Below are 22,966 nucleotides of genomic sequence, written 5' to 3'. Positions count from 1 at the left end.
GGCTTGAAAGCCCCGCCTACGATCCTGCAGTCGCTGCGCGACGCCCCGGTCTCACCGGACGACGCTGTTCCCGGTGTCCGTCGCGCAGCGACGGCGTGACTGTAGGCGGGGACTTCAGTCCCCGACCGCCCGTTCCACGATGCTTCGCGTACACCAACGACTATGCGATTGCCCTGCGTGGTGACCGTGCCGGCGACGGGGATGACGAAGGGGAACGGCGTCAACTTGCCGTTCCCCTTCATGAACGCTACGAGACCGTACCCGGCCCCTGGCTTCGGACGATGCTGCGCTACAGCACCCGGGCCAGCTGAAACCGGATGATCGTCACCAGCTCCTCGGGGTTCCAGGCCCCGTAGCTGCGCTGCCACAGCTCGCGGAACTCTTCCAGCGTGTAGTCGCCCTCCTGGCGCGCATCCTCCTCCGTCATCTCGCCCAGCCGCTTGCGGATCACCTCGGTGATCTCCAGGTCGGCGAACTGGATGACGTCGGCCCGCACGATGCTGCCAGCCTCGATGTTCGGATCGACGCGCCGGCGGGTCGTCTGCTGCTTTTCGCCGCTCACCACCGACTGGTAGTGCCGGTGGGTGAACGCCAGCGAGGCGCGCGGCTTGGCCGCCGCCTCCTGCACGATCTGCGGGACCGGGACCGGCGTCTCGGTGGCCGCCCGGCGGATCACCTCCCGCGCGACCTCGCGGGGCACCCGCTCCTCGGCCAGCTGCGTGGCAACCTCAACCTGCCGCTCGGGATCCTTGATCTTCTCGGCGATGTCCAGCGCGGTCCGGTAGTCGATCTTGCCTTCCGGCACCCGCTTCTGCTCGCGCGGGGCGATCCTCTCCTGGACCTCTTCCGGCAGGTTCAGCGTGCGAACCCAGGCCCGGACCGTGTCCACCTCCACGCCGATGCGCGTGGCGATCACATCCCACCCGACGTACTTGCCCGGGTAGCGCTCGCGGAGCTCCTGGCAGAGCTTCGCCTTCTCGACAGCGGAGAGATCCTCGCGCTGCACGTTTTCGACGAGGTTGATCTCCATGACTTCGTCGTCCGAGTACTCCCGAACGAGGACCGGCACCTCGTCGAGGCCGGCCTGCTGCGCTGCGCGATACCGTCGTTCGCCAACGACCACCTCGAAGTGCCCGTTCACCGGTCGCACGATGATCGGTTCGAGGATGCCGTACTGCTTGATGCTGGCGGCCAAATCGTCCAGACCGCTCTTCGAGAAGCGAAGGCGGGGGTTCAGTTTGTTTGGCTGAATGCGCTTCAGCTCGAGGTCCGGCACGTCTCTCGGTCCTCCTGCTCCTGGCTAGGGGTGGCCCGAGTCTAGCAGCCGCCATGACGCGGGAAAGTTACGGCGGGCGCACCAGATCGACACAGCATCGTCACGGCCGTGAGCGACCAGCCAGAATGCGGCATCGACTCGACAGAACACGACCCTGTCGTCACGCCCTGGCCTCCGCCTCGGCCCCTCCGCTGGACGGCGACGCGGCCTCTCAGCCCGAGCAGCCGGCCGAGGCCTTGTGAAAGATCGCAACGCGGGGCGTCTCTGTGTGGCACACAATATCGTTGGAACGTGCGAGAGACCCTGGTATCCTGATGCATGAGCGCGAGCGGCTCGCCGGGTCTCGCAGGGGTAGAGGCAGCGTGCGACTCATCCTCCCGGTCACCTTCTCGTTCGGATTGCCTGCCTGGGGCGCGAATCGCCGTCCTGCGCTGGGGCCTGTCGAGCATGTTGCGCTCGAACGGCCTGCGAACGTTGCCCGCCGTCTTGCGCGGGTCCAGGCCGGCATCGCCGTCCTGGTGTCGGTCGTCGTGGCCGTCCTCGCGCTGCTGGCTGTCAGCCTGCCGGACGAGGATCGCCCGGCCTTCGCCTTGCTGCTGCTGCTGCTGACGCTGTCTGGCCTCGCGATGATCGCCCTGACGGACCGATGGATCGGTCGAAGCCTCGACATCCTGGTACGTTCTGGATCGCAGGCGCGCCAGTCGGCCGCCGAGCGCGCGGCGGACCTGGCCCGGGTGAACGGTCGGCTGCAGCGGCGGGACCGCGAGCGCGCCGAGTTGTTCGCCACCATGTCGCACGAGCTGCGGACGCCGCTCAACGCGATCATCGGGCACGGCCGGCTGCTGCTCGACGAGCTGGACGGCGACCTCAACGACGAGCAGCGCGCCGACGTCCAGCAGATCTACGAGGGCGGTCGGAGCCTGCTCAAGATCGTCAACGGCACGCTCGATTTCGCCCGGCTGGAGGCGGGGGCCGTCGAGGTGGTCTGCGAGCCGGTGCACCCCTGGCCGGTGGCCGAGGAAGTGGCGGCGCTGCTCCAGCCGCTCGCGGACGCCCGCGGGCTGCGGCTGACGACGTCGCTCAGCCCGTCGCTCCCGCCGGTCCTGGCCGACGAGGAACGGCTGCGGCAGGTGCTGGTCAACCTTGTCGGGAACGCCGTGAAGTTCACGCCGACGGGCTCGGTGGAGCTGCAGGCGTCGGCCTCGGCGGACGCGGTGACGCTGGCCGTCGTGGACACGGGCATCGGCATCCCCGAGGAGGCGCGTGCCCGCATCTTCGAGCCGTTCCGGCAGGTTGACGGCGGCATGGCGCGAGCGCACGACGGCACCGGACTCGGACTGGCCATCAGTCGCCAGCTGGTTGAGCTGATGGGCGGTCACCTGTGGGTCGAGAGCAACGACGGCCACGGCTCGCGATTCCTGGTCTCGCTGCCGCTCGCTCCCGCGCAGCCGCGCCTGGCCGCCGATGTCCCAGCCGACCGTGCTCCGCTCGCCGCTTCCCAGCACGTGGTGCTGGTGTCGGACGATCCGGCGGCCGACGCTCTGGTGGCGGCGCTGGCTGACCAGGGCGTGCGGGCCGCGCGGCACACACCAGACGCCTGGATGCGGGACCGTACGAGCATGCTGGCCCCCCGTTGTGTGCTGGCCGACGTCCGCGGCGTGCAGGCGGGCGCATGGCGGCTGCTCCAGGCTACTGCCAGCGCCGACGCGACATCGGACGCTCGCATCGGCCTCTTCGGGTTCAGCGCCGATGGGCATCGGGCCTTCGGGCATCAAGCCTTCGGCAACGTGCTGATGACGCCGCATCTGTCGGTCTTGCCCTTCGCGGAGCTCGAGCGGCTCTTGCCGGACCGTTTGAGCGCCATCCCGGCTGACGACCTCGCACTCGTCGTCGGCGCGGATCCGCTCTGGCGGCGTCAGGTTTCGCTGCTGCTCCAGGCGCGCGGCCTGACCCCCTACGAGGTTGCGCGGGGCGAGGCGGCCCTGACGGTGGCGCGCGGCGAGCAGGTTGGCGCGGTCGTGCTCGATCTCGTCGCGGACAGCCCCGGGCTGCCTGAGCTGTTGGCGGAGCTGCTGGCCGCCCTGGGACGCCGCGCCTGCCCGCTGGTGGTGGTGACGCCAGACGCGCTGACGCCGCGCCAGCAGCACCGGCTGTACCTCGGGGCGCTCAGCTGGCTGACGGCTGGCGCGCTGCCGCTGCCAGCCCTTGCTGCTCGCATCAGAGAGCACGTGACCGAGCCACGCCGGTCGCACGTGGCCGTGGGAGAGTATTGATGGCGCGTGCACTCGTGATCGACGACGACGTTGCGAACGGCCGGATCGTCACGAAGTACCTGCAGCGCGAGGGCCATCAGGTAACCACCCAGACTGAAAGCCGGCGCGGCCTCGACGCGGCGATCGCGAACCCGCCGGACCTCGTCATTCTCGACGTGATGATGCCCGACCTGGACGGGTTCTCCGTCTGCCGCGAGCTGCGCGCCGCCGAGCCGACGCGCGATGTGCCCGTCATCTTCCTCAGTGCGCGCGCCGATCTCCAGGATCGCATTCATGGTCTGGACGAGGGTGCTGTTGACTACCTCGTGAAGCCGGTCATGCCCGAGGAGCTGCTCGCACGGGTGCGGGCGGCCCTCCGCACCAAGGCCCTGCAGGATCAGCTCCGTGCCGCGAACGCCGAGCTGCAAACGGCCGACCGCCATCGGCAGGATCTGGTCAGCATGCTGGCCCACGACATTCGCGGCATGATCTCGGCGGTGTCGAGCGCCGTCGAGATGGCCCGCCTGGACCTTGAGGATCTGCCGTCCCGCGATGCGCACCGTTTCCTGGGGATCGCCGAGCGGAACGCCGCCGAGCTGATCGAGCTGACCACCAACCTGCTCGACTCCTATCGCCTCTCCGAGGGGCGGCTGCGACCGCGCGCGCAGGCGGTCTCGCTGGCGGCCGTTGCCGATGAGATCGTCGACCGGCTGGCGGCGCAGGCGGTCCAGCGCGACGTGCGCCTCGAAGTGGTCGGCGAGCCGGTCGAACACGTCCAGGCCGATGTCGACCTGCTCGGCCGGGTGCTGCTGAATCTCGTCACCAACGCCGTCAAGTTCACGCCGCCCGGCAGCCGTGTCCAGATCGACCTCGAAGCCAACCTGGCCCCGCCGGCGGGGCAGGACGGCATCGTCGTGTCGGTCCAGGACGAGGGGCCGGGCGTGGCTCCCGAGCACCGCGCCCAGCTGTTCGAGCGGTTCACGCCGTTGGCGCTGCCGGGCGGCCGGCGACCGGTCGGGTCGGGGTTGGGGCTGGCGTTCTGCCGGCAGGCGCTGGAGCTGATGGGCGGCGCGATCTGGCTGGCGGACACGCCCGGCCCGGGCAGCACGTTCGCGTTCGTGGTGCCGCGCCTCGCGAGACCCGAGGCTGTCTAGTGGCTCGGCGTCCGTTGACGGGGCGGCGTCGGTCATCCGGGCTGATGCGTGCGCCGGGGTGATTGGCGACTGCTCTCGATCCGCCCCACAATACCTGCCATGCAGAACGACGGCTGCGTCATCCGCGCCGAGGGTCTCGGGAAGCGCTTCGGCGACCGCTGGGCGGTCCGCGATCTGACCCTCGACGTGGGGCGAGGCGAGATTTTCGGCTTCCTGGGGCCGAATGGCGCCGGCAAGACCACGACCGTCCGAATGCTGGCGGGGATGATCGCGCCGAGCGAGGGGCAGGCCTGGATCAGCGGGGTCGATCTTGCCAGCGGCCAGGAGGTCATCCGCTCGCGGATCGGGCTGCTGACCGAGACGCCCGGCCTCTACGAGCGGATGACGGCCGCTGCCAACCTTGACTTTCACGCCCGGCTGCACGGTCTGCCTGCTCCGAAGCGCCGCGAACGGGTGCGGACCTGTCTGGAGCTGCTCGGGCTGTGGGATCGTCGCGACGATCATGTCTCGGGCTTTTCCAAAGGGATGAAGCAGCGGCTGGCTATCGCGCGGGCCGTCGTCCACGAGCCGGTCGCCGTCTTCCTGGACGAGCCGACCAGCGGCCTCGATCCCGAGTCGGCCCGCGACGTGCGCGCCGTCATCCGCGATCTGCGCGAGGCCGGGCGCGCCATCTTCCTGTGTACGCACAACCTCGACGAGGCCCGCCGCCTCTGCGACAAGGTCGCCGTATTCCGAGGGCGGGTGCTCCGCTTCGGCACGCCGGCCGAGCTTGAGCGCGAGGTGCTGAGCCACCGCGTGGGCATCCGAATGACTGGCGGTGGCGGCCAGTTTCTGGAGGTCGTGCGGGTGTTGCCGATGGTCCGCGCCGCCGACCTGACCGACGATCTGCTGGTGGTCGAGGTCGATTCGCTGGAGCGGGACGTCCCGCCGGTGGTCCGCACACTGGTGGGGGCCGGCGCTGACGTGCAGCGGGTGGCTGAGATCGACTCGGCCCTGGAGCGTGCGTATCTCGCCATCGTCGGCGAGAGCCAGGCCGACCGCGAGGTGCAGCCAGCATGAACCGACTGTTGACGGTCATCCTCAAAGAGCTGGAGGACGTGCGCCACAGCCGCCTGATCCTGACCACCCTGGTGATCCCGACGATCCTCTACATCGTGCTGTCGGTCGTGGCGCTGCGGGTCGGTTCGATGCCCGGCGTGGCCGGCCTGACCGGCTCGGAGCTGCAGGCGTTGGAGCGGTCGGTTCCCCGCCCCAACGATCTGTCGGCTACGGCGTTTCAGGCGTTGATCGTCGATCAGGTGCTGGTGCTGTTCATGCTCGCGCCGCTCTTTATCCCGCTGACCATCGCCAGCTACAGCATCATCGGCGAGAAGCAGTTACGGACCCTGGAGCCGCTGCTCGCCACCCCGATTCACACCTGGGAGCTGCTTGGGGCGAAGGCGCTGGCTGCCCTGATCCCAGGGGTGGCGGTGAGCTGGATCAGCTACGTCGGCTTCATGCTGGTCAGCGCCGTGACCGTGAGCACCGACGTGGTGCGGGTTGCCCTGGCGCCGGTCTGGCTGGTTTCGTTCGGGCTGCTCGCGCCGCTGTTCGCGCTGCTGGCCGTCGGGATGGCCGTGATCGCGTCGTCGCGCACCAGCGATCCGCGCGCCGCGCAGCAGCTGGGCGCGGTGGTGATCCTGCCGATCTCCGGTCTGCTGACAGCCCAGGTCTTCGGCGTGGTGCGGCTGGACGTGAGCCACGCGCTGATGCTGACGGCCGGCGCGGCGCTGGCAGACGTGCTGCTGTTGCTGGCAGCCGTCCGCCTCTTCGACCGCGAGACGATCCTCACCCGCTGGCGGTAGCGACCCGCCGTCGGTAGCGACCCGCCGGCGCTAGCTCGCCCGCTGGGAGCGCGGCGAAGATCGCCGCCCCAGTTCGACCCTCAGTCGGAGGGCGTCCAGAGCCTGCCGTGATGCCGGCTCAGCTACGGTTCCCGCGCTTGAGGGGCGGACGCAGGCCTGTCCACCCTTGTGGTGTTTGACGAAGTACCCACGGAGTCCGTGCGTCAGGTCGGGGGGTGAGGGGCTATGACCGCTGTACTTCGTCAAAGGTCATCAGGGCGGTGAGACGTTGAATCCGGCCTGCATGCGCTTGACGCATACGACGTCGGGCGGTACGGTCGGCTGATCCAAGAACGCCGCGATGATCTCCCGGCCACAGGACGTTCGCACGCCGGGCGTGTGGCCTTCCGCTGGCACTTCGACGTAGGTCGCTCGGCTGAGTCCGGCCGCGACCCGTTGACCGTTGGCCGGCGGGGTGACCGGGTCAAGCTCGCCGGCGATGATCAGCGTCGGGATGTCGCTCCGCACCAGCGCGCGGGAGGCCGCGTCGAACGGGACGTGCGGCCACAAGGCGCATGCTCCCTGCCAGTCCGTTGGCGGACCGGCCAGCGGCGTCAGCGGGCCAGGGCCGCGAAACTGCAGCTCCTCGTTCGGGGTGGTGCCGAGCGTCCGGCAGATGGTGGACAGCTCCGCGCCCTCGCTGAAGCTCCGGTTGAACAGGAGGAGCGTCCGGACGCGCTCGACAAATGGCCGGGCGTCGCCTCGGTCTGCCGCAGCGATCAGGCGCGGCACGTCGCCCGGGCCGCCGTACAGCTCTCGGAATACCATCGTGGCGAACAGTCGCGGCGTCAGCGGAATGTCGCCGCCCTGCGCCGGTCCGAGCGCCACCGGCATCGGCTGCTGTCCGAGCTTCTGCACCGTCCGCACGAAGATGCCTGCCAGGTTCGGATAGGCCAGGTCACAGGATGGGCTGGCGGCGCACAGCGCAAACGTGCGCTCCAGCGCGTGGTCCGTGTTCGCCGAGGGAATCGGCACAATGGCTGGCCGGTCGAGCGGCACGACGGAATCGAGTATCACACTGCGAACGCTGCCAGGAAAGGCGCGCATCGTCGCCTGCGCGAGATACGTACCGTACGAGATGCCCACCAGATTGAGCCGGTCATAGCCCAACGCCACGCGGATGTCGTCCAGGTCGGCGGCGCTCTCGGCGGTCGTGTAGGCTGCGAGGTCGATGCCCTGACCCCGCAGCCGGTCCCGACAGGCGGTCCAACTCGCGCGAACGCGCTCCTGGCGCACGGCGTCGTCTGTGCCTGCCGCGGCATCGGCGACGCGCTGCTCGTCGCGCTCCGGGCAATCCAGGGCCGGCTCGGACTTGCCGATGCCGCGCTGCTCGTACAGGATCACGTCGTGTCGTACGGTCACCGATCCGATGTTGGACCGCGCGCGTGGCTGCAGCTTGCTGCCCGGGCCGCCCTGAAGGTAGACCACCGGATCGGGCGGTGCCTCGCGGTTCGCACGGACCGTAACCTGGACGGCGAGCTTGATCGTGCGGCCGTCTGGCTGGTCGTGGCGCTCCGGCACCACTACGAAACCGCAGCGCTGACTTTCGGACGAACAGGCCGGGTCTGGCTCGAAGCGCGGAACGCCAGCCACCCGCACGACTGGTTGTCCCGCTGCGACTGGGCTCGGCGACGGGGACGGCGAAGGCAACAGCGAAGTCGACGGCGACGGCAGGCTCGTCGCCGCTGCCGGTGCGGCGAACGGTGTCGGCGCTGCCGGTGGCGAGGGCGTGGCGGTCGGCGGCGCGACAGCCGGCGCCTGGGCGCAGGCCGCCAGCAGCAACACCGCTGCCCCGACGCCGAGACGGAGCGCACGCCGCCATCCGCGGGACCGGAGGTGGATCACTCGCTCGCTCCGTTCCAGTGACCAGAGGCTAGCTGCCGCCCCTGACCACCTCGAGGATGCGCTGCGCCACGATCCGCTCTTCACCATCCTCCAACGTCATCGGGTTGATGACCAGCCCGCCGCTCGGGGCGTTCCCCTGCGAGACGCAGACGACGGGGTCGCCCGTCTCCAACGCCTCGATCACGTCGTAGGCGCTCATCCCGAGCAATTCGTGGTCGATCCAGACCTCGGCCCTCGGGACGCCGCCCGCCGGCCGGGTCAGGTTGCAGCGGACGCCCTTCTGCCCGTCCAATGCCTCGGCCAGCCGGTAAACGCGCGCCGCCTGGGCCGCGAGCTCGGCCTCCTCGTCGTGCGCGAGGTAGCGCTCCAGCGCCACCAGCAGCCCGACCGCCTGCTCCTTGCCGACCTTGCACGAGCGCCCGATGCCGTGGTGCGGCGGTCCCGGCAACCGTCCCGACTTCATCAGCTCGCGGCCAGCCCGCCAGATCCGCGGGTACACATCCATGTCGAGCATCTGGAGCCGGGCCGACTCGATCAAGTCCTTCCGGCCGACCAGCAACCCCGATCCCTGCGGCCCGCCTATCGCCTTGCCGCCCGAGAACGCCACCAGGTCCGCGCCCTCGGCCAGGAAGCGGCGCAGGTTGGCGCGCGGCGGCAGGCCAGCGGCAGCATCCACGATCACCGGCAGCCCGTGGCGATGCGCCACCTCCGCGACCTCCGGCAGCGGCACCGTCCCGTGCGTGTTCATGACCGGGCAGGCGATGGCGACCGTCCGCTCGGTGATCGCCGCCTCGATCTGCCAGGCGTAGTGGCAGCCCGCCCCCGGCGACCCCAGGTAGCCGACCTCCACGAACTGCGCTCCGGCCGCTCGCAGGGCGTGGTCGTAGGCGTTGCGGTGGCCGCGCTGCACCACGACCTCGTTGCGCCCGTCGTGGACCTGGGGCAGATCGTCCATCTTGCGCGGGTCCATCCCGGCGATGCAGGCCGCCGTGCCGAGCAGCAGCCCGGCCTCCGCGCCGGAGGTGATCAGCCCCGCCTCGGCCCCCGTCGCCTCGGCCAGGAAGACGCTGGCGCGGGCCTGCAGGTCGTCGATCTGCACGTGAGACTGCGCGGCCTCGGCCATCGCCGCCGCCACCTCGGGCGCGAGCCGCTTGCCGCCCAGCCGGGTCACTGGCCCGGCCGCGTTGATGATGCGGCGGGCGCCCAGCCGCTCGTAGATGCCCTGGTCCGTGGTGGTCACCGCTGCTTCTTCCACGCCTCGTAGTCGCGGAGCGTCTCCTCGCTCGGCGGGTAGACGCCGAACAGCTCATCGCCCCCGGTGATGCGCTCGTACAGGTAGACCTCAAGCTCGTCGTGGTGGACCGACTCGTCCGCGATTTTGGCGGCCATCGCGCGGGGAATCACCACCACGCCGTCGCTGTCGCCCAGGATGATGTCGCCCGGCATCACGGTGACGCCGCCGCACTGGATCGGCAGGTTGGCGTCGGCGACGTAGTGGACCGTGTTGCTGGCCGACGCGTGGATCCCGCCCACGAAGACCGGAATGCCGACGCCTCGGATGCCCTCGGCGTCGCGGACGGCCCCGTCCGTGACCATGCCGGCCCCGCCGACCGCCTTGATACGGGCCATCAGGATCTCACCCAGCGTGCCCGCGCGCAGCGAGCCGCGCGCGTCGATCACCAGCACCTCGCCCGGTCCCATCTCGTTGATCGTTTTGCGCTGCGGGTGCGAGCGGTTCCCGACCCACTGCACGAGGTCTTCACGGTATGGCAGATAGCGCAACGTGACCGCCTCGCCGATCATCTTCTGACCCTGGCTGAGCGGCGCAACACCCGTCATGAAGCTGTGGCGGATGCCGAGCTTGAACAGCTCACTCGTCACCGATGCCGTGCTCGCCTGCCCGAGCTTCTCCAGCACGCCAGCCGGCAGCGGCTCCAAACCCTCGATCAGCATGGTTGGCCTCCCAGCGCCTCGCGACTCGCCCCCCGAGTTGCCCGTGGCGGCAGTGTACCCCGGCCCGTGGCGCCCGTCAGGCTGTACCCCAGCCGATGAGGCCGTCACCCCCAGTTGGTGTTTCCTCCGGAACGGCGAGCGCGGCCCGGTTCGTTGGTATACTGGGCTGACCCCCGTGTTCGGGGAGCACGGACCGGCCGCGTCGAGAGATCCGCTGCCGCTGGAGCAGATGCTTGTGAGCAAGCGCATCGTCGTGACCGGGATGGGCTGCGTCACGCCCCTGGGTTTGGACATGCCCTCGACCTGGCAGGGCATGATCGAGGGGCGCTCGGGCGTTGGCTACATCAAGGCCTGGGACACCAGCGCCCACGAGGTGAAGATCGGGGGTGAGTGCCCCGAGTTCTCCACCGCGAAGATCATGAACCCGAAAGAGGCGCGCCGCATCGACCGGTTCGCACAGTTCGGGCTGGTGTCCGCCGTCGAGGCCTGGGAGCACTCCGGGATGACGGTCACGCCCGAGAACGCCGAGATGGTGGGCTGCATCGCCGGCTCGGGCATCGGCGGCATCGACTCGCTGGGCAAGGGGTTCGAGACCCTCTTCACCAAGACCCCCGACCGCGTGACGCCCTTCCTGGTCGTGCAGATGCTGATCGACCTGCTGCCGGGGCACGTCTCGATGCTGCTGGGCCTCAAGGGTCCGAACTTCAGCGTTGTCTCGGCCTGCGCCACCAGCGGGAATGCCATCGGCGAAGCGGCCGAGGTCATCAAGCGCGGCGACGCCGACGTGATGCTCGCCGGCGGCGCGGATGCCGGCGTCGTGCCCATCGGCATCGCCGCCTTCCACGCGATGCGTGCGCTCTCGACCCGCAACGACGAGCCGCGGAAGGCCAGCCGCCCGTTCGACAAGGACCGCGACGGCTTCGTCATGTCGGAGTCTGGCGGGATGGTCGTGCTGGAGGAGCTGGAGCACGCGAAGGCTCGCGGCGCGACGATCCATGCCGAGTTGATCGGCTACGGCATGAGCGCCGACGCCCACCACGTGAGCGCCCCGGCCGAGGACGGCGAGGGCGCCGCCCGCGCGATGCGGATGGCCCTCCGCAAGGCCGGCCTCACGCCGAAGGACATCGGCTACATCAACGCGCATGCGACGTCCACGCCGCTGGGGGACCGCTCCGAGACCAGCGCCATCAAGTCGGTGTTCGGGCCGGCCGCCTACGACGTAGCCATCTCCTCCACCAAGTCGATGACCGGCCATCTGCTCGGCGCGGCCGGGGTGGTCGAGGCCATCGCCTGCATCAAGGCGATCCAGGACGGCATCCTCCCGCCGACCATCAACCTGGACGAGCCGGACCCGGCCTGCGACCTTGACTACATCCCGAACGTCGCCCGCAAACGGCAGATCGCGGCTGCCCTCAGCAACTCGTTCGGATTCGGCGGGCACAACAGCTCGCTGATCTTCACGAAGTACCAGGGCTGATCGCTCGTGGCGTCGGCTGAGTGGCTTGACGAGGTCCGCCGCGCGTGGGAGCATGTCCGCGTCAGTGACGCGACGGAAGTCGAGATCGCGGCGAAGAAGTTCCGCATGCGGCTGGTGCGGCGGCCCGGGCGCACCGCGACAGCCGCCGAGGTCCGGGCGACCGTCTCGTCGGCCGGGGCGTCTCCGGGTACGCCGGTTGCGGGGACGCCGCTCAATGCGCCGCTGACTGGCGTCTTCTATCGCACGTCGGCTCCGGGCACGCCGGCCTTCGTGGAGGTCGGGGATCGTGTCGAAGCGGGGGCTGTCGTCGGGCTGATCGAAACCATGAAAATCTTCAACGAAGTTCTGGCCGAGCGGGGCGGGCGTATCGCCGCCATCGTGGCCGAATCGGGCCAACTGGTGCATGCCGGAGAGGCGCTGATGATCGTAGAGGATGCCGCCGCGCCCGGCGGCGAGCAGGCGTCGTCATGACGCTTCCACGCGGGCAGTATGTGCGTATCGGCGGGGTCGGCAAGTTCCTGCCCGCCCGCATCATGGACAATCACGAGCTTGAGCGGCTGGTGGACACCTCCGACGAGTGGATCCGCAAGCGGACCGGCATCGCGCAGCGGCGGATCGCGGCTCCCGAGGACACCTCCGCCAGCATGGGCGTCGCGGCGGCGCGGATCGCCCTGGAGCGCGCCGACATCGACGCGGCGGCGCTCGACCTGATCATCGTCTCGACGGGCACGCCCGATCATCCCGGCTTCCCGGCCACCGCATCATTGGTGCAAGAAGCGCTCGGCGCGTCTCGCGCGGGCGCATTCGACATCGGCGCCGGCTGCGCGGCGTTCGGCTACGGCCTGGTGGCTGGCGCGCAGTTCGTCCAGTCCGGCGCGATGAAGAACGTCCTGGTCATCGGTTCTGACGTCATGTCGCGAATCATCGACTGGCGCGACCGGACCACCTGTGTGCTTTTTGGCGACGGCGCGGGCGCAGTGGTGCTCCAGGCGACCGAGCGGCCGGGCGGTCTGCGCTCGTTCGTGCTCGGGTCCGACGGATGCGGTGCGCCGCAGCTCAACGTGCCGGCCGGCGGCTCGCGCCAGCCCGCCACGCACGAGTCGGTAGAGGCGCGCGAGCACTTCCTCAAAATGGAAGGGCAGAGCGTTTTCCGCTTCGCCACGAAGGTCATTCCTGGCTCGATGCTCGAAGCGCTCGAGAAGGCGGGCCTGTCGTCGTCGGACCTGGCCCTGGTGATCCCGCATCAGGCCAACATCCGCATCATCGACAACGCCCGAGAGAAGCTTGGCCTGCCACCGGAGCGCGTCTTTACGAATGTTGACCGGTATGGCAATACCTCAGCGGCCTCAATTCCCGTTGCACTATGTGAGGCCTTTGAAGAGGGGCGAATACAACCGGGCGACATCGTGGCCATGTGTGCTTTTGGGGCCGGCCTCAGCTGGGCAGCCGCCGTCTGGGAGTGGCACTAAGAAGCACAAATGCGACACAAACCTCTTGCCTCGGCGTATGAGAACGTGCGAGGATGAGGTGGGCAGCGTCGCCCACAATTCAGCCGGTCCGTGTGGATCGGTTCTCCAAAGAGGGAGGTTTTCCGATGATAGCTCTGTTGCGGTGCGACCACTGCGACGCGGTGCTTGATGAGCACCGAATCGAGCGGGATCGTAAGCGGTTCTGCTGTGTCGAGTGCCTGCGGGCGTTCGACCGTGGAGAACTGCGGGCGATCAGTCCTCACGCCCACGTCTGGGAGCCGGCGCGTCAGCCGGTCGGGGTTCGCTAACCCACGAGGATGTCATCACGACGAGGGGGCGGTCTGTGTGGACCGCCCCCTCGCCATGTCCGGACCTGCCACCCTGCGTGCTCCCCCGGCCCGCTACGCCCCGACGTATGCCGCGAGGTGCTGTCCGGTCAGCGTGGCCCGGCTGGACACCAGCATCGACGGCGTCCCCTCGAACACGACCCGGCCGCCGTCGTGGCCGGCCCCCGGGCCGAGATCGACGATCCAGTCGGCGTGCGCCATCACCGCCTGGTGGTGCTCGACCACGATGACCGACTTCCCCGCGTCCACCAGCCGGTCGAGCAGCCCGAGCAGATGCTCGACATCCGCCAGGTGCAGGCCGGCCGTTGGCTCGTCCAGGACGTAGATGCCGCCCTTCTCTGCCAGGTGAGTTGCCAGCTTCAGCCGCTGCTGCTCGCCGCCGGAGAGGGTCGTGAGCGGCTGGCCGAGGCTCAGATAGCCGAGGCCCACCTCGTCGAGGCGCGTCAGGATGGCGTGGGCCGCCGGGAGCTTCGCCGGGCCGGCCCCGAAGAACGCCCGGGCCTCGGCCACCGGCATCGCCAACACCTCGCTGATGTTGCGACCGCCGAGCTGATAGGTCAGCACCGACGCCTCGAACCGCTTCCCCTCGCACTCCTCGCAGGTGGTGGAGATGCCGGCCATCATCGCGAGGTCCGTGTAGATGACGCCTGCGCCGTTGCAGGCCGGACAGGCCCCTTCCGAGTTGGCGCTGAACAGGGCCGGCTTCACGCCGTTGGCCTTCGCAAACGCCGTGCGGATCGGGTCGAGCAGCCCGGTGTAGGTGGCCGGGTTGCTGCGCCGCGAGCCGCGAATCGGCGCCTGGTCGACCGACACCACGCCCGCCGAGGCGGGGATCGAGCCGTGTACGAGCGAGCTCTTGCCGGAGCCGGCCACCCCGGTCACGACCACCAGCACCCCGAGCGGGATGTCTACGTCCACGTTCTGGAGGTTGTGCAGCGATGCGCCCCGGATGGCGAGCGCCCCGCTCGGCTTGCGGACGGTTGGCTTGAGCGATGCGCGGTCGTCGAAGTGCCGTCCCGTGACGGTGCCGCTGGTCCGCAGCCCGTCCAGGCTGCCCGCGTAGCAGACGGTCCCACCGGCCGTGCCGGCCCCGGGTCCGAGATCGACGACATGATCGGCAATCGCGATGGTCTCGGGCTTGTGCTCCACGACCAGGACGGTGTTGCCCTTGTCGCGCAGCCGCAGCAGCAGGTCGTTCATGCGCTGGATGTCGTGGGGGTGCAGCCCGATGGTCGGCTCGTCAAAGACGTACGTCACGTCGGTGAGCGAGGAGCCAAGCTGGCGGATCATCTTGACGCGCTGGGCCTCGCCGCCGGAGAGCGTGCCGGCCGGCCGCTCCAGGGAGAGGTAGCCCAGCCCGATCTCGACGAACGAATCCAGCGTGCGCCGCAGCGTGGCGAGCAACGGGGCCACGGATGGCACGTCGAGGGCCGTGACCCACGCGGCGAGATCGCTGATCTGCATGGCGCAGGCGTCGGCGATGCTCACGCCCTCGATCTTGGACGACCGCGCGGCCTCGCTGAGCCGGGCGCCGCCGCAGTCCGGGCAGGCCGTGAACGTGACGACCCGCTCCACGAAGGCGCGGATGTGCGGCTGCATCGCGTCCACATCCTTGGACAGGAACGACTTCTGGATGGACGGGATCAGCCCGGCGTAGGTCAGGTTGATGCCGTCCACCTTGATCCGGGTCGGCTCCTTGTGGAGCAGATCGTTCAGCTCGCGCACGGTGAACTGGCCGATCGGCTTGTCGGGGTCGAAGAAGCCGCAGCCCCGAAAGATCCGGCCGTACCACCCTTCCATGCTGTACCCAGGGATCGCGATGGCGCCCTCGTTGAGCGACTTGCTGCTGTCGTACAGCTCGGTCAGGTCGAAGTCGCTCACCGAGCCACGGCCCTCGCAGCGCGGGCACATCCCGCCCGTGCGCGTGAAGGTGACCTTCTCGGCCTTCTTGCTGCCACGGTCAACGGTGATCGAACCGGTCGCACGGACCGAGGGCACGTTGAACGAGTACGCTTGCGGCGACCCGATGTGCGGCTGGCCGAGCCGGCTGAAGAGGATACGCAGCATCGCGTTGGCATCGGTGGCCGTGCCGACGGTCGAGCGCGGGTCCGCGCCCATCCGCTGCTGATCGACGATGATCGCCGTCGTCAGCCCGTCGAGCACGTCCACGTCGGGCCGCGCGAGCGTTGGCATGAAGCCCTGGACGAACGCGCTGTAGGTCTCGTTGATCATCCGCTGCGACTCGGCGGCGATGGTGCCGAACACCAGCGAACTCTTGCCGGAGCCAGAGACGCCGGTGAACACCGTCAGCCGGCGCTTGGGAATGTCAATGCTGATGTCTTTGAGGTTGTTCTCGCGTGCACCGTGTACACGGATCAGGTCGTGACGGTTAGCCTCGGGTAGCGTCGGCGTGGTGGTGCTCGTCGTCGTCTCCCTGGTCATACTGGAGTGTCGATCGCCCGGAGCCGCGGCACGACGTCAGACAGATGCTCGGTCGCCACGGGTCCGCTGGTCACCCTTTCACGGATGGAGTTTCGCCGCGCGGGAGCCGCGGAGGGACGCCTACCAGCTGTTCAGGTGGTTGTCCGTCGCGCCGTATGGCCGCTCGGGCACGTCGGCCTCGGGGTCTCCCAGGTGCCGCCGGAAGACGTTGAGCAGACGGTCGATGTCGAACGGGCGGGTGATGGCGTCGGACACCAGTGCGCGGTCGTCCTGTGAGACCTGGGTGGCGCTCCCCGAGACGATCACCATCGGCGCTTCAGCGGTGTCGACGTTGGCGCGCAGCTCGCGCAGCACCTCGATGCCGTCACGGTACGGCAGGCTCAGATCCAGCACCACCAGATCCGGCCGACGGTCCCGCGCCATCTTCATCGCCTCGCGGCCGTCCCAGGCCCGCAGCGCTCGGTAGCCCTCTTCGCGCAGCAGGGCGACCAGCAGGCCGCCGACCGTCGCATTGTCCTCGACCACCAGCACGCACTTGCGGCGCGTCGCCGTCGCGGTGGCCGCGGCGCCGTTCTCGGGGCTGGACTGTGCCTCGTCGGTCTTCGGACGGACGGTTCGCGGGCGCGCGTGATGTCCTTTGCGATGTGGCTTCTGGCGCATCCTCTGGGCCTCTCCCAGGCGGAACGATACCACACCGGCCGGCCGGCTCCGGACCGATCCGCGGCCCGGCGCGAGCCGTGAGGCAGCCCGCTCGCGTTGACGCCTCGGAGGGTCGACCCTACAATACGCGCCATGTGGCATGGCCGGACCGTATCCGTCATCCTCCCGACGTACAACGAGAAAGATTCGATTCGCCAGAGCATTGAGGACATCCTGGCACTCGGCGTTGCCGATGAAGTCCTCGTCATCAACAACAATGCCGCGCCCGGCACCTCGGAGGAGGTCGCGAAGACCGCGGCGCGCGAGATTCTCGAGACGCGCCAGGGCTATGGCAACGCCATCCGACGCGGCTTCCGTGAGGCCACGGGTGACCTGATCATCATCTCAGAGCCAGACGGCACGTTCCTGGGCCGCGATTTCTTGAAGCTGCTCGCCTACGCCGATGATTTCGACGTGGTCTACGGCACCCGTACGGCCCGCATGTTCATCTGGCGCGGCGCGAATATGGGCCTGTTCCTGCGCTGGGGGAACTGGGCCGTCGCCAAGCTGGTCGAGTTCCTGTTCAACTCCACGAACCTGACCGATGTCGGCTGCACGATGCGCCTCATCAACCGCGACGCCCTGCGGGTCATCGAGCCGAGCTTCACCATCGGGGGCAGCTCCTTCGGCCCCGAAATGATGGTGCTGACGATGCTCCACGGCCTGAAAATGATTCAGATCCCCGTCAACTACCTGCCGCGCGTCGGCGAGTCGTCGGTGACGGGCGATTTCAAGAAGGCGTTCTACCTGGGCATGACGATGATCGGGCTGGTGCTCAGGTATCGAATTCGAAGCTGGCTAGGGTGGAAGCCGCGCCGTGCGCGAGCTGGAGGTACGGCGTGACCGCCCCAACTCTTCCCCATGAGATCAAGGCGGCCTGCCCCCGCTGCCACGTCGTGCTGGAGCCCCAGGGCGACGGCCTGCGCTGTCCGGAGTGCTCGCAGACCTACGCCAGCCAGGACGGTGTGCCGGTCCTGCTGCTCTCCCGCGAGGCCGATGCCATCACCGGCCGCCAGCAGGTCCTCTACGATCACGTCGCCCATGACTACGACCAGGTCTTCAAGCCGCACGTCGCCGAGCACTACCTGAAGAAGCGGACATCGGTCGTGCAGCAGCTCCTGCCGTTCGGCGGGTCTGTCCTGGATGTGGGCTGCGGCACCGGCGCGCTGGCCGGCTGGATCCAGCGGGCTGGCTATGACGTGGTCGGCGTGGATGCATCCACCGGGATGCTCGTCGAGGCGCTGGAGAACGGCGTCGGCGGGGTGTTCGCGGCCTACTCTTCAGCCTTGCCGTTTGAGGATGGCGTCTTCGACCTCTCGCTGAGCGTCGCCACGATGCACCACCTGGAGACGCCCGAGCGCGTGGCCGACACGATTGCCGAGATGGGCCGCGTGGTGCGGTCTGGCGGCTACGTCCTGATCTGGGACCACAATCCGCTCAACCCGTACTGGCCGATCCTCATGAAGCGCGTCCCGCAGGATCACGGCGACGAACGGCTGGTCAGCGTCTGGGAGCTGTTGGAGGCCGTCCGTCGGTCCGGGCTGAAGCCCGTCAGCGCCGCGCGGACCGGGCTGGTGCCGGACTTCATGCCCGGCGCGCTGATGCCGGTCTGGCGGCACGTCGAGCGGATGGTTGAGGCCAACCCCGTGCTGAGCCTGTTCGCCGCGCACAACGTCGTCGTCGCCCAGAAGCCGTGACCGCCGGCGAGGCCCGGCCGGACCCGGCCGCTGGCCTCACCGGCTCGGCGGGCGCGGTGCGGGCCTGGCTCGCGGCTCTGGCGATCCTCGCCGTGGCCGTCGCCATCAACGGGGTGGTGCTGAACCTGCCCAGCAACCCGGCCGCCGATGTCGTTCACTACAAGTACTGGGCAAAGCAGGTCGCCACCTACGGGGTGGCCGGGGCCTATTCCGGCACCTACCCCGAGACGGCGGCGATCTACCCCCCGGTCACCATGTACGGCTACCGTGTCGCCGGCTGGATCTACCGGCGCGGCTTCGACCCGGCTTTTGACATGGAGGCTGCGCTCAACAGCCACGCACTGACGGTCCTGGTCAAGCTGGTGGCGGTCGTGCCGCACCTCGTGGCGTCGCTGGCGATCTTCGGCCTGCTCTACCGCCGCTTCGGTGCGCCGCCGGCCTTGCTGGCGACGGCCGCCTTCGCGCTCAACCCCGCCGCCATCTTCGACGCGGCGTTCTGGGGCCAGCCGGACGCCGTCCACGCCGGCTTCCTGCTGGTCGCCATCTACCTCTGGGAGGAGGACCGGCCGCTCGCCGGCTACCTGTTCGTCGGGCTGGCGGCGGCCACCAAGCCGCAGGCCTGGGCGCTCTTTCCGTTCCTCGCCTACATCAGTTTTCGACGGTTCGGCCTGGCGCAGACGGTGCTGGGCGGCGTGGTGGCAGGCCTCGTGTCGCTGGCCGTCTGCCTGCCCTACATCGTCTACGGCACCGTCGGCGAGCTGTTCGTGCTGCCCCGGCTGATCGCCGAGACGATGCCGGTGGCCTCGGCCAACGCGCACAACATCTGGTGGATCGTCACCAACGCGAAGCCAGACTTCGTGCTGGACGCCGAGCCGCTGGTCGGGCCGATCACCTACCGGCAGGCGGCGGCAGGGCTGTCCCTGGCGTTGATGGCGTTCGCGGTGTGGCGCACCGACGTCTGGGGGCGCGACGGCCGCCTCTCCGCGATGGCGGCCTACCTGGCGTTCGGCTGGTTCATGTTCACCACGCGCGCCCACGAGAATCACGCGTTTTTCGCCCTTCCGTTGCTGGTGATGGCGACGCCGCGCTCGCGGCTCGCCTGGGCGATGTTCGGGATGCTCTCGCTGACGCTGTTCCTCAACATGACGTTTCATGACTACGGACTCGAGGAGACGCGCCAGGCGTTGTTTGGGCCAGACACCTGGCGACGGCTGCAACTGCTCAACGCCGGCCTGAACGTCGTGTTGTTCGGAATCTGGAGCGTGTGGGTCTGGCGGCAGCCGCGCACGGCGCGTGTCTCCGGCCGTGCCGTCGCCACCGTCTGAGCCCCGGCCTGACCGGATGTCCGTCGCCCGGTGCAGCTTCGGCGGCTGCATCCCCGAATGGCGAGCCTGTTCGTTGTCCCACACGACGTGTTGACGAAGACGTTGACAGGTCGTGGCGTGATGCTCTATCCCACGAAATGCACCGGGGTACGGGTCAGATGCTGGCAGGCTGGGGAGGATGGCCGCCAGAACCTGATCCTGTCGAGCCGTGGTGGATCGTTCGGTGGGCCGGTGGAGGGTTGACGGGAAGGACGTGCGGGGAATGAGGCCGCTGGCACTGGCCGCCTTCTGGTACCTGGTTCCCGGGATAACCTGGATCCTGGTGTCCGACTACCTCGTCACCGTGTTCGTCCCCGATCCTGGCGTCGCCTCCAGTCTTTCGGCGCTCAAGGGCGTCGGGTTTGTCCTCGTCACGGGACTGGTGATCCATCGCCTGCTGCGCCGCCAGCATGTGCAACTGCTCGCGATCCACACGGCGTACAACGAGACGGAGGGCGGGTTCCGTCTACTCTTTACCAACAATCCGCTGCCGGTCTGGGCCTACGACCGCGAGACGCTGCGTTTTCTCGAAATCAACGACGTGGCGCTCGCGAAGTACGGCTACTCGCGCGACGAGCTCCTGGCGATGAAGGTCACCGACGTGCACCCGGCCGAGGAAGTGCCGGCCCTGCTGGCGGTGATCAGCCGGCCGCGCGAGGTCCGCGAGTTGTCAGGCTTCTGGCACCATCGCATGAAGGATGGCCGCATCATCGAGGTCGAGGTTCAGGTACACGACCTCGAACTGTACGGCCGCCCCGCGCGGGTGGTCGTGGCCCTGGACGTGACCGAGCGCCGCCGCGCCTTCGAGCAGCAGCAGCGGTCGGCTGCGCGCGCACGGTCGCTGGCTGAGACGGCCCTGGCGATCAACCTCGCCCGCGGCACGGACGAGATCCTGCGGATCGCCAGCGAGGCCGCTCGCACCATCATCGGCGCGCACGTGGCGATGACGGAGCTGCGGACGGCGAACGACGATCCAGCGACGACGAACGTGGTCACGGCCAGCGAGGCGTTTGCGGCCTGGGCAGCCGCCCGCCCGCCCCTCTCCGATGCCGAGCTGCGGAGGCAGGTCCGCGAGGAAAACCGCCCGCTTCGCCTGACGGCCGTCGAGTTGCGCGCCTGGCCCGGGGCCGTGCCCGAGGACGGGTCACCCGAGGTAGGTGGCTGGCTTGCTGCGCCGCTCGTCTCGCGAGGGGGCGAGAATCTCGGCCTGATCCAGATCGTGGACCGTGACGGTGCGCCAGACGGCGAACCCGGCACGGACGGCGCCTTCACCGACGAAGACGAGGCGATTCTCGTGCAACTGGCGCAGATGGCGTCGGCAGCCGTCGAGAGCACCCGTCTGTACCAGCAGGGACTGGAGCGCGAACGCCAGTACCGCGAGCTGGTGGAGGGATTGGACGCCGTCGTCTGGGAGGCGGACTACCCGTCCATGCGGTTCACCTACGTGAGCCACCAGGCCGAAACGATCCTCGGGTATCCCGCGGCCACCTGGACCGACTCTGAGGAACCGCTGCTGCGCTGCTTCTCGTCCGAGAATCTGGCGCGACTCGAAGCGTATATGCGGGCCGTGGCCGAGGGCCGGCCGACGATCCCCTGCGAGGTGCGTGCGCACGCGGCGGACGGCCGGACCGTCTGGCTGCGCGTCGCGGCCTCCGCGCGCACCAACGCTCAGGGCGAGGTCACGCGGATACGCGGGCTCTCCACCGACGTGACGGGCGAGCGCGAGCAGGCCGAGCGCTCGGCACGGGGCGAGAAGCTGCGGGCGCTGGGTCAGTTGTCCAGCGGGGTGGCCCACGACCTCAACCAATCGCTGGCGCTGATCGCCGGCTACGGCGAGCTGCTCCAGCGCATGCTCGACGATGCCCCCTTGCCAGCCGACCGCGTCCGCGAGCTGCTCGACGTGATGGTGCGGGCCGCCTCGGATGGCGGCGAGACGGTTCGGCGCATGCTGACCTTCGTGCAGACGCCGAAAGACGAGCCGGCCGTGCGCGTCGATCTCACCAGCGTGGTGCACGAAGTGATTCGCCTGACCGCCCCGCGCTGGCGCGATGCCACGCAGGCCGAAGGACGCCCGATCGAGATGACGGTCGAGATCGAGGGCGATGTGGTGGTCGAAGGCAGCGCCGGCCCGCTGCGCGAGGTCATGACCAATCTGGTGCTGAACGCCGTCGATGCGCTCCCGCAGGGCGGCGCCATCGGCGTCTGCGTCTTTGAGAAGGATGGACGGGCGATGCTGACCGTGGCCGACGACGGCGTCGGCATGTCCGACGAGGTGCGCGAGCGCATCTTCGAGCCGTTCTTCACCACCAAGGGCGACCGTGGCACTGGCCTGGGCCTCCCGACCGTCTTCGGCATCGTCGCCGCGCACCGAGGCGAGATCTCGGTGGTGTCGGAGCCAGGGCACGGCGCCCGATTCGAGCTGTCGTTCCCGGCTGCGCCGCCGCTCCAGACACCGGCGGCGGGCCTCGTCAGGCCGCCCGATCCCGCATCGCCCCTGGCGGCTGCGTCGGTCAGCGCAGGGGCGCAGACCGGCGAGAAGGCTCGCGGGGCCGAGGCCGCGTCTGACACGGAGGCCGCGTCTGACACGGAGGCTGCGCCTGCCGCAGCGGCTGCGTCCGCCGAGGAGGCCGCCCCGGCCCGTCCTCGTCGCTGTCTCGTCGTGGACGACGAACCGCAACTGGCGCGGATGCTGGCGATGATGCTGCGGCGCGAGGGCTACGAGGCGCTTCAGGCGCTCAACGGCGACGACGCCCTGGCGATGCTCCAACAGGAACCGGTGGACCTGCTCATCACCGACGTGGGCATGGGGCCGTCCATGAACGGCTGGGAGCTGGCCGAGCGGGTGCGCGCGCTGCGGCCAGGGCTGCCGATCGTGCTGGCAACCGGCTGGGGCGCGACCATCGATCCCGAGTCCGCGCGCGAACGTGGGATCGCCGCGATCCTGGCCAAGCCGTACCGCCGCGCCGACCTCGCGTTGGCGCTGGAACGGGTGCCCTGGCTCACGACGGCGGCCGCATCCACCGAGGAACCGTCGTCTCGCGCTTCCTGACCCGCCGGCCGGCCAGGATGACTACGCCCGTGCTCCGGGGCCACCGACGCGCGGTCCCG

17 protein-coding genes are annotated in these 22,966 nt (G+C 69.3%); 11 read left to right on the top strand and 6 right to left on the bottom strand.

Going from position 1 to position 22,966, the window contains the following annotated elements; translation table 11 throughout:
- Window positions 1-289 precede the first annotated feature (289 nt).
- Window positions 290-1,276 carry a ParB/RepB/Spo0J family partition protein gene (locus IT306_15550; protein MCC7369842.1) on the bottom strand — a complete coding sequence of 329 codons (987 nt, stop codon included), beginning with the start codon at window positions 1,274-1,276 and terminating at the stop codon, window positions 290-292.
- Window positions 1,277-1,638: 362 nt separating this feature from the next.
- Here IT306_15550 and IT306_15545 point away from each other — a divergent pair, with 362 nt between their 5' ends.
- The 4 genes from IT306_15545 to IT306_15530 all read left to right on the top strand — a co-directional run bounded on the left by IT306_15545 (window position 1,639) and on the right by IT306_15530 (window position 6,526).
- Entirely contained in the window at window positions 1,639-3,549 is a 1,911-nt protein-coding gene (locus IT306_15545) for a hypothetical protein (protein ID MCC7369841.1), read from the top strand.
- Window positions 3,549-4,682: a response regulator gene (locus IT306_15540; GenBank protein ID MCC7369840.1), complete on the top strand. Its 1,134-nt coding sequence runs from the start codon at window positions 3,549-3,551 to the stop codon at window positions 4,680-4,682. Before IT306_15545 ends, IT306_15540 begins: the two co-directional genes overlap by 1 nt.
- A gap of 99 nt (window positions 4,683-4,781) precedes the next feature.
- A complete protein-coding gene (locus IT306_15535; protein ID MCC7369839.1) occupies window positions 4,782-5,741 on the top strand; it encodes an ABC transporter ATP-binding protein in 960 nt (319 codons plus the stop codon).
- Window positions 5,738-6,526: an ABC transporter permease gene (locus tag IT306_15530; protein MCC7369838.1), complete on the top strand. Its 789-nt coding sequence runs from the start codon at window positions 5,738-5,740 to the stop codon at window positions 6,524-6,526. Before IT306_15535 ends, IT306_15530 begins: the two co-directional genes overlap by 4 nt.
- A gap of 252 nt (window positions 6,527-6,778) precedes the next feature.
- Here IT306_15530 and IT306_15525 read toward each other — a convergent pair whose 3' ends face one another.
- From IT306_15525 to IT306_15515, 3 genes are read right to left on the bottom strand one after another with little or no spacing between them, the layout of a single operon-like run.
- Window positions 6,779-8,410 (bottom strand): alpha/beta fold hydrolase, encoded by a 1,632-nt coding sequence (locus IT306_15525; protein ID MCC7369837.1) that lies wholly within the window; start codon window positions 8,408-8,410, stop codon window positions 6,779-6,781.
- Between the two features lie 28 nt (window positions 8,411-8,438).
- On the bottom strand, window positions 8,439-9,650 hold the full coding sequence (locus tag IT306_15520) for an aminotransferase class V-fold PLP-dependent enzyme (protein MCC7369836.1): 1,212 nt from the start codon (window positions 9,648-9,650) through the stop codon (window positions 8,439-8,441).
- Window positions 9,647-10,363 carry a ribonuclease activity regulator RraA gene (locus IT306_15515; GenBank protein MCC7369835.1) on the bottom strand — a complete coding sequence of 239 codons (717 nt, stop codon included), beginning with the start codon at window positions 10,361-10,363 and terminating at the stop codon, window positions 9,647-9,649. Before IT306_15515 ends, IT306_15520 begins: the two co-directional genes overlap by 4 nt.
- Before the next feature lie 235 nt (window positions 10,364-10,598).
- On the opposite strand from IT306_15515, the gene fabF reads away from it, so the two are divergent.
- The 3 genes from fabF to IT306_15500 are packed head-to-tail and all read left to right on the top strand — an operon-like array spanning window position 10,599 to window position 13,309.
- The gene (fabF, locus tag IT306_15510) at window positions 10,599-11,840 is read left to right on the top strand and encodes a beta-ketoacyl-ACP synthase II (protein ID MCC7369834.1); all 1,242 of its coding nucleotides are present in this window, start codon (window positions 10,599-10,601) and stop codon (window positions 11,838-11,840) included.
- 6 nt (window positions 11,841-11,846) lie between these two features.
- Window positions 11,847-12,311 carry a hypothetical protein gene (locus IT306_15505; protein ID MCC7369833.1) on the top strand — a complete coding sequence of 155 codons (465 nt, stop codon included), beginning with the start codon at window positions 11,847-11,849 and terminating at the stop codon, window positions 12,309-12,311.
- Window positions 12,308-13,309, top strand: coding sequence for a ketoacyl-ACP synthase III (locus IT306_15500; protein ID MCC7369832.1), 1,002 nt, complete (start codon window positions 12,308-12,310; stop codon window positions 13,307-13,309). The genes IT306_15505 and IT306_15500 overlap by 4 nt, the downstream gene beginning before the upstream one ends.
- A 401-nt stretch (window positions 13,310-13,710) precedes the next feature.
- Here the strand turns inward: IT306_15500 and IT306_15495 are convergent, their stop codons facing one another.
- Window positions 13,711-16,098, bottom strand: a complete 2,388-nt coding sequence (locus IT306_15495) for an excinuclease ABC subunit UvrA (protein ID MCC7369831.1) — start codon at window positions 16,096-16,098, stop codon at window positions 13,711-13,713.
- Between the two features lie 120 nt (window positions 16,099-16,218).
- Window positions 16,219-16,758, bottom strand: coding sequence for a response regulator (locus IT306_15490; GenBank protein ID MCC7369830.1), 540 nt, complete (start codon window positions 16,756-16,758; stop codon window positions 16,219-16,221).
- Between the two features lie 132 nt (window positions 16,759-16,890).
- On the opposite strand from IT306_15490, the gene IT306_15485 reads away from it, so the two are divergent.
- The 4 genes from IT306_15485 (at window position 16,891) to IT306_15470 (ending at window position 22,907) form a co-directional block, all read left to right on the top strand.
- Window positions 16,891-17,640, top strand: a complete 750-nt coding sequence (locus IT306_15485) for a glycosyltransferase family 2 protein (GenBank protein MCC7369829.1) — start codon at window positions 16,891-16,893, stop codon at window positions 17,638-17,640.
- A complete protein-coding gene (locus tag IT306_15480; GenBank protein ID MCC7369828.1) occupies window positions 17,637-18,494 on the top strand; it encodes a methyltransferase domain-containing protein in 858 nt (285 codons plus the stop codon). The genes IT306_15485 and IT306_15480 overlap by 4 nt, the downstream gene beginning before the upstream one ends.
- Entirely contained in the window at window positions 18,491-19,819 is a 1,329-nt protein-coding gene (locus IT306_15475; GenBank protein MCC7369827.1) for a hypothetical protein, read from the top strand. Before IT306_15480 ends, IT306_15475 begins: the two co-directional genes overlap by 4 nt.
- A gap of 262 nt (window positions 19,820-20,081) precedes the next feature.
- Entirely contained in the window at window positions 20,082-22,907 is a 2,826-nt protein-coding gene (locus tag IT306_15470) for a PAS domain S-box protein (protein ID MCC7369826.1), read from the top strand.
- Window positions 22,908-22,966: the final 59 nt, after the last annotated feature.

It is taken from the genome of Chloroflexota bacterium (assembly GCA_020850535.1).
GTDB lineage: Bacteria > Chloroflexota > UBA6077 > UBA6077 > JACCZL01 > JADZEM01.
This window is presented reverse-complemented; position numbering and strand designations above follow the sequence as displayed.

Coding starts and splice junctions, on each gene's coding strand:
- IT306_15485 (MCC7369829.1), top strand. CDS start 16,891: ATGTGGCATGGCCGGACCGTATCCGTCATCCTCCCGACGTACAACGAG.
- IT306_15535 (MCC7369839.1), top strand. CDS start 4,782: ATGCAGAACGACGGCTGCGTCATCCGCGCCGAGGGTCTCGGGAAGCGC.
- IT306_15490 (MCC7369830.1), bottom strand. CDS start 16,758: ATGCGCCAGAAGCCACATCGCAAAGGACATCACGCGCGCCCGCGAACC.
- IT306_15470 (MCC7369826.1), top strand. CDS start 20,082: ATGAGGCCGCTGGCACTGGCCGCCTTCTGGTACCTGGTTCCCGGGATA.
- IT306_15500 (MCC7369832.1), top strand. CDS start 12,308: ATGACGCTTCCACGCGGGCAGTATGTGCGTATCGGCGGGGTCGGCAAG.
- IT306_15515 (MCC7369835.1), bottom strand. CDS start 10,363: ATGCTGATCGAGGGTTTGGAGCCGCTGCCGGCTGGCGTGCTGGAGAAG.
- IT306_15540 (MCC7369840.1), top strand. CDS start 3,549: ATGGCGCGTGCACTCGTGATCGACGACGACGTTGCGAACGGCCGGATC.
- IT306_15530 (MCC7369838.1), top strand. CDS start 5,738: ATGAACCGACTGTTGACGGTCATCCTCAAAGAGCTGGAGGACGTGCGC.
- IT306_15495 (MCC7369831.1), bottom strand. CDS start 16,098: ATGACCAGGGAGACGACGACGAGCACCACCACGCCGACGCTACCCGAG.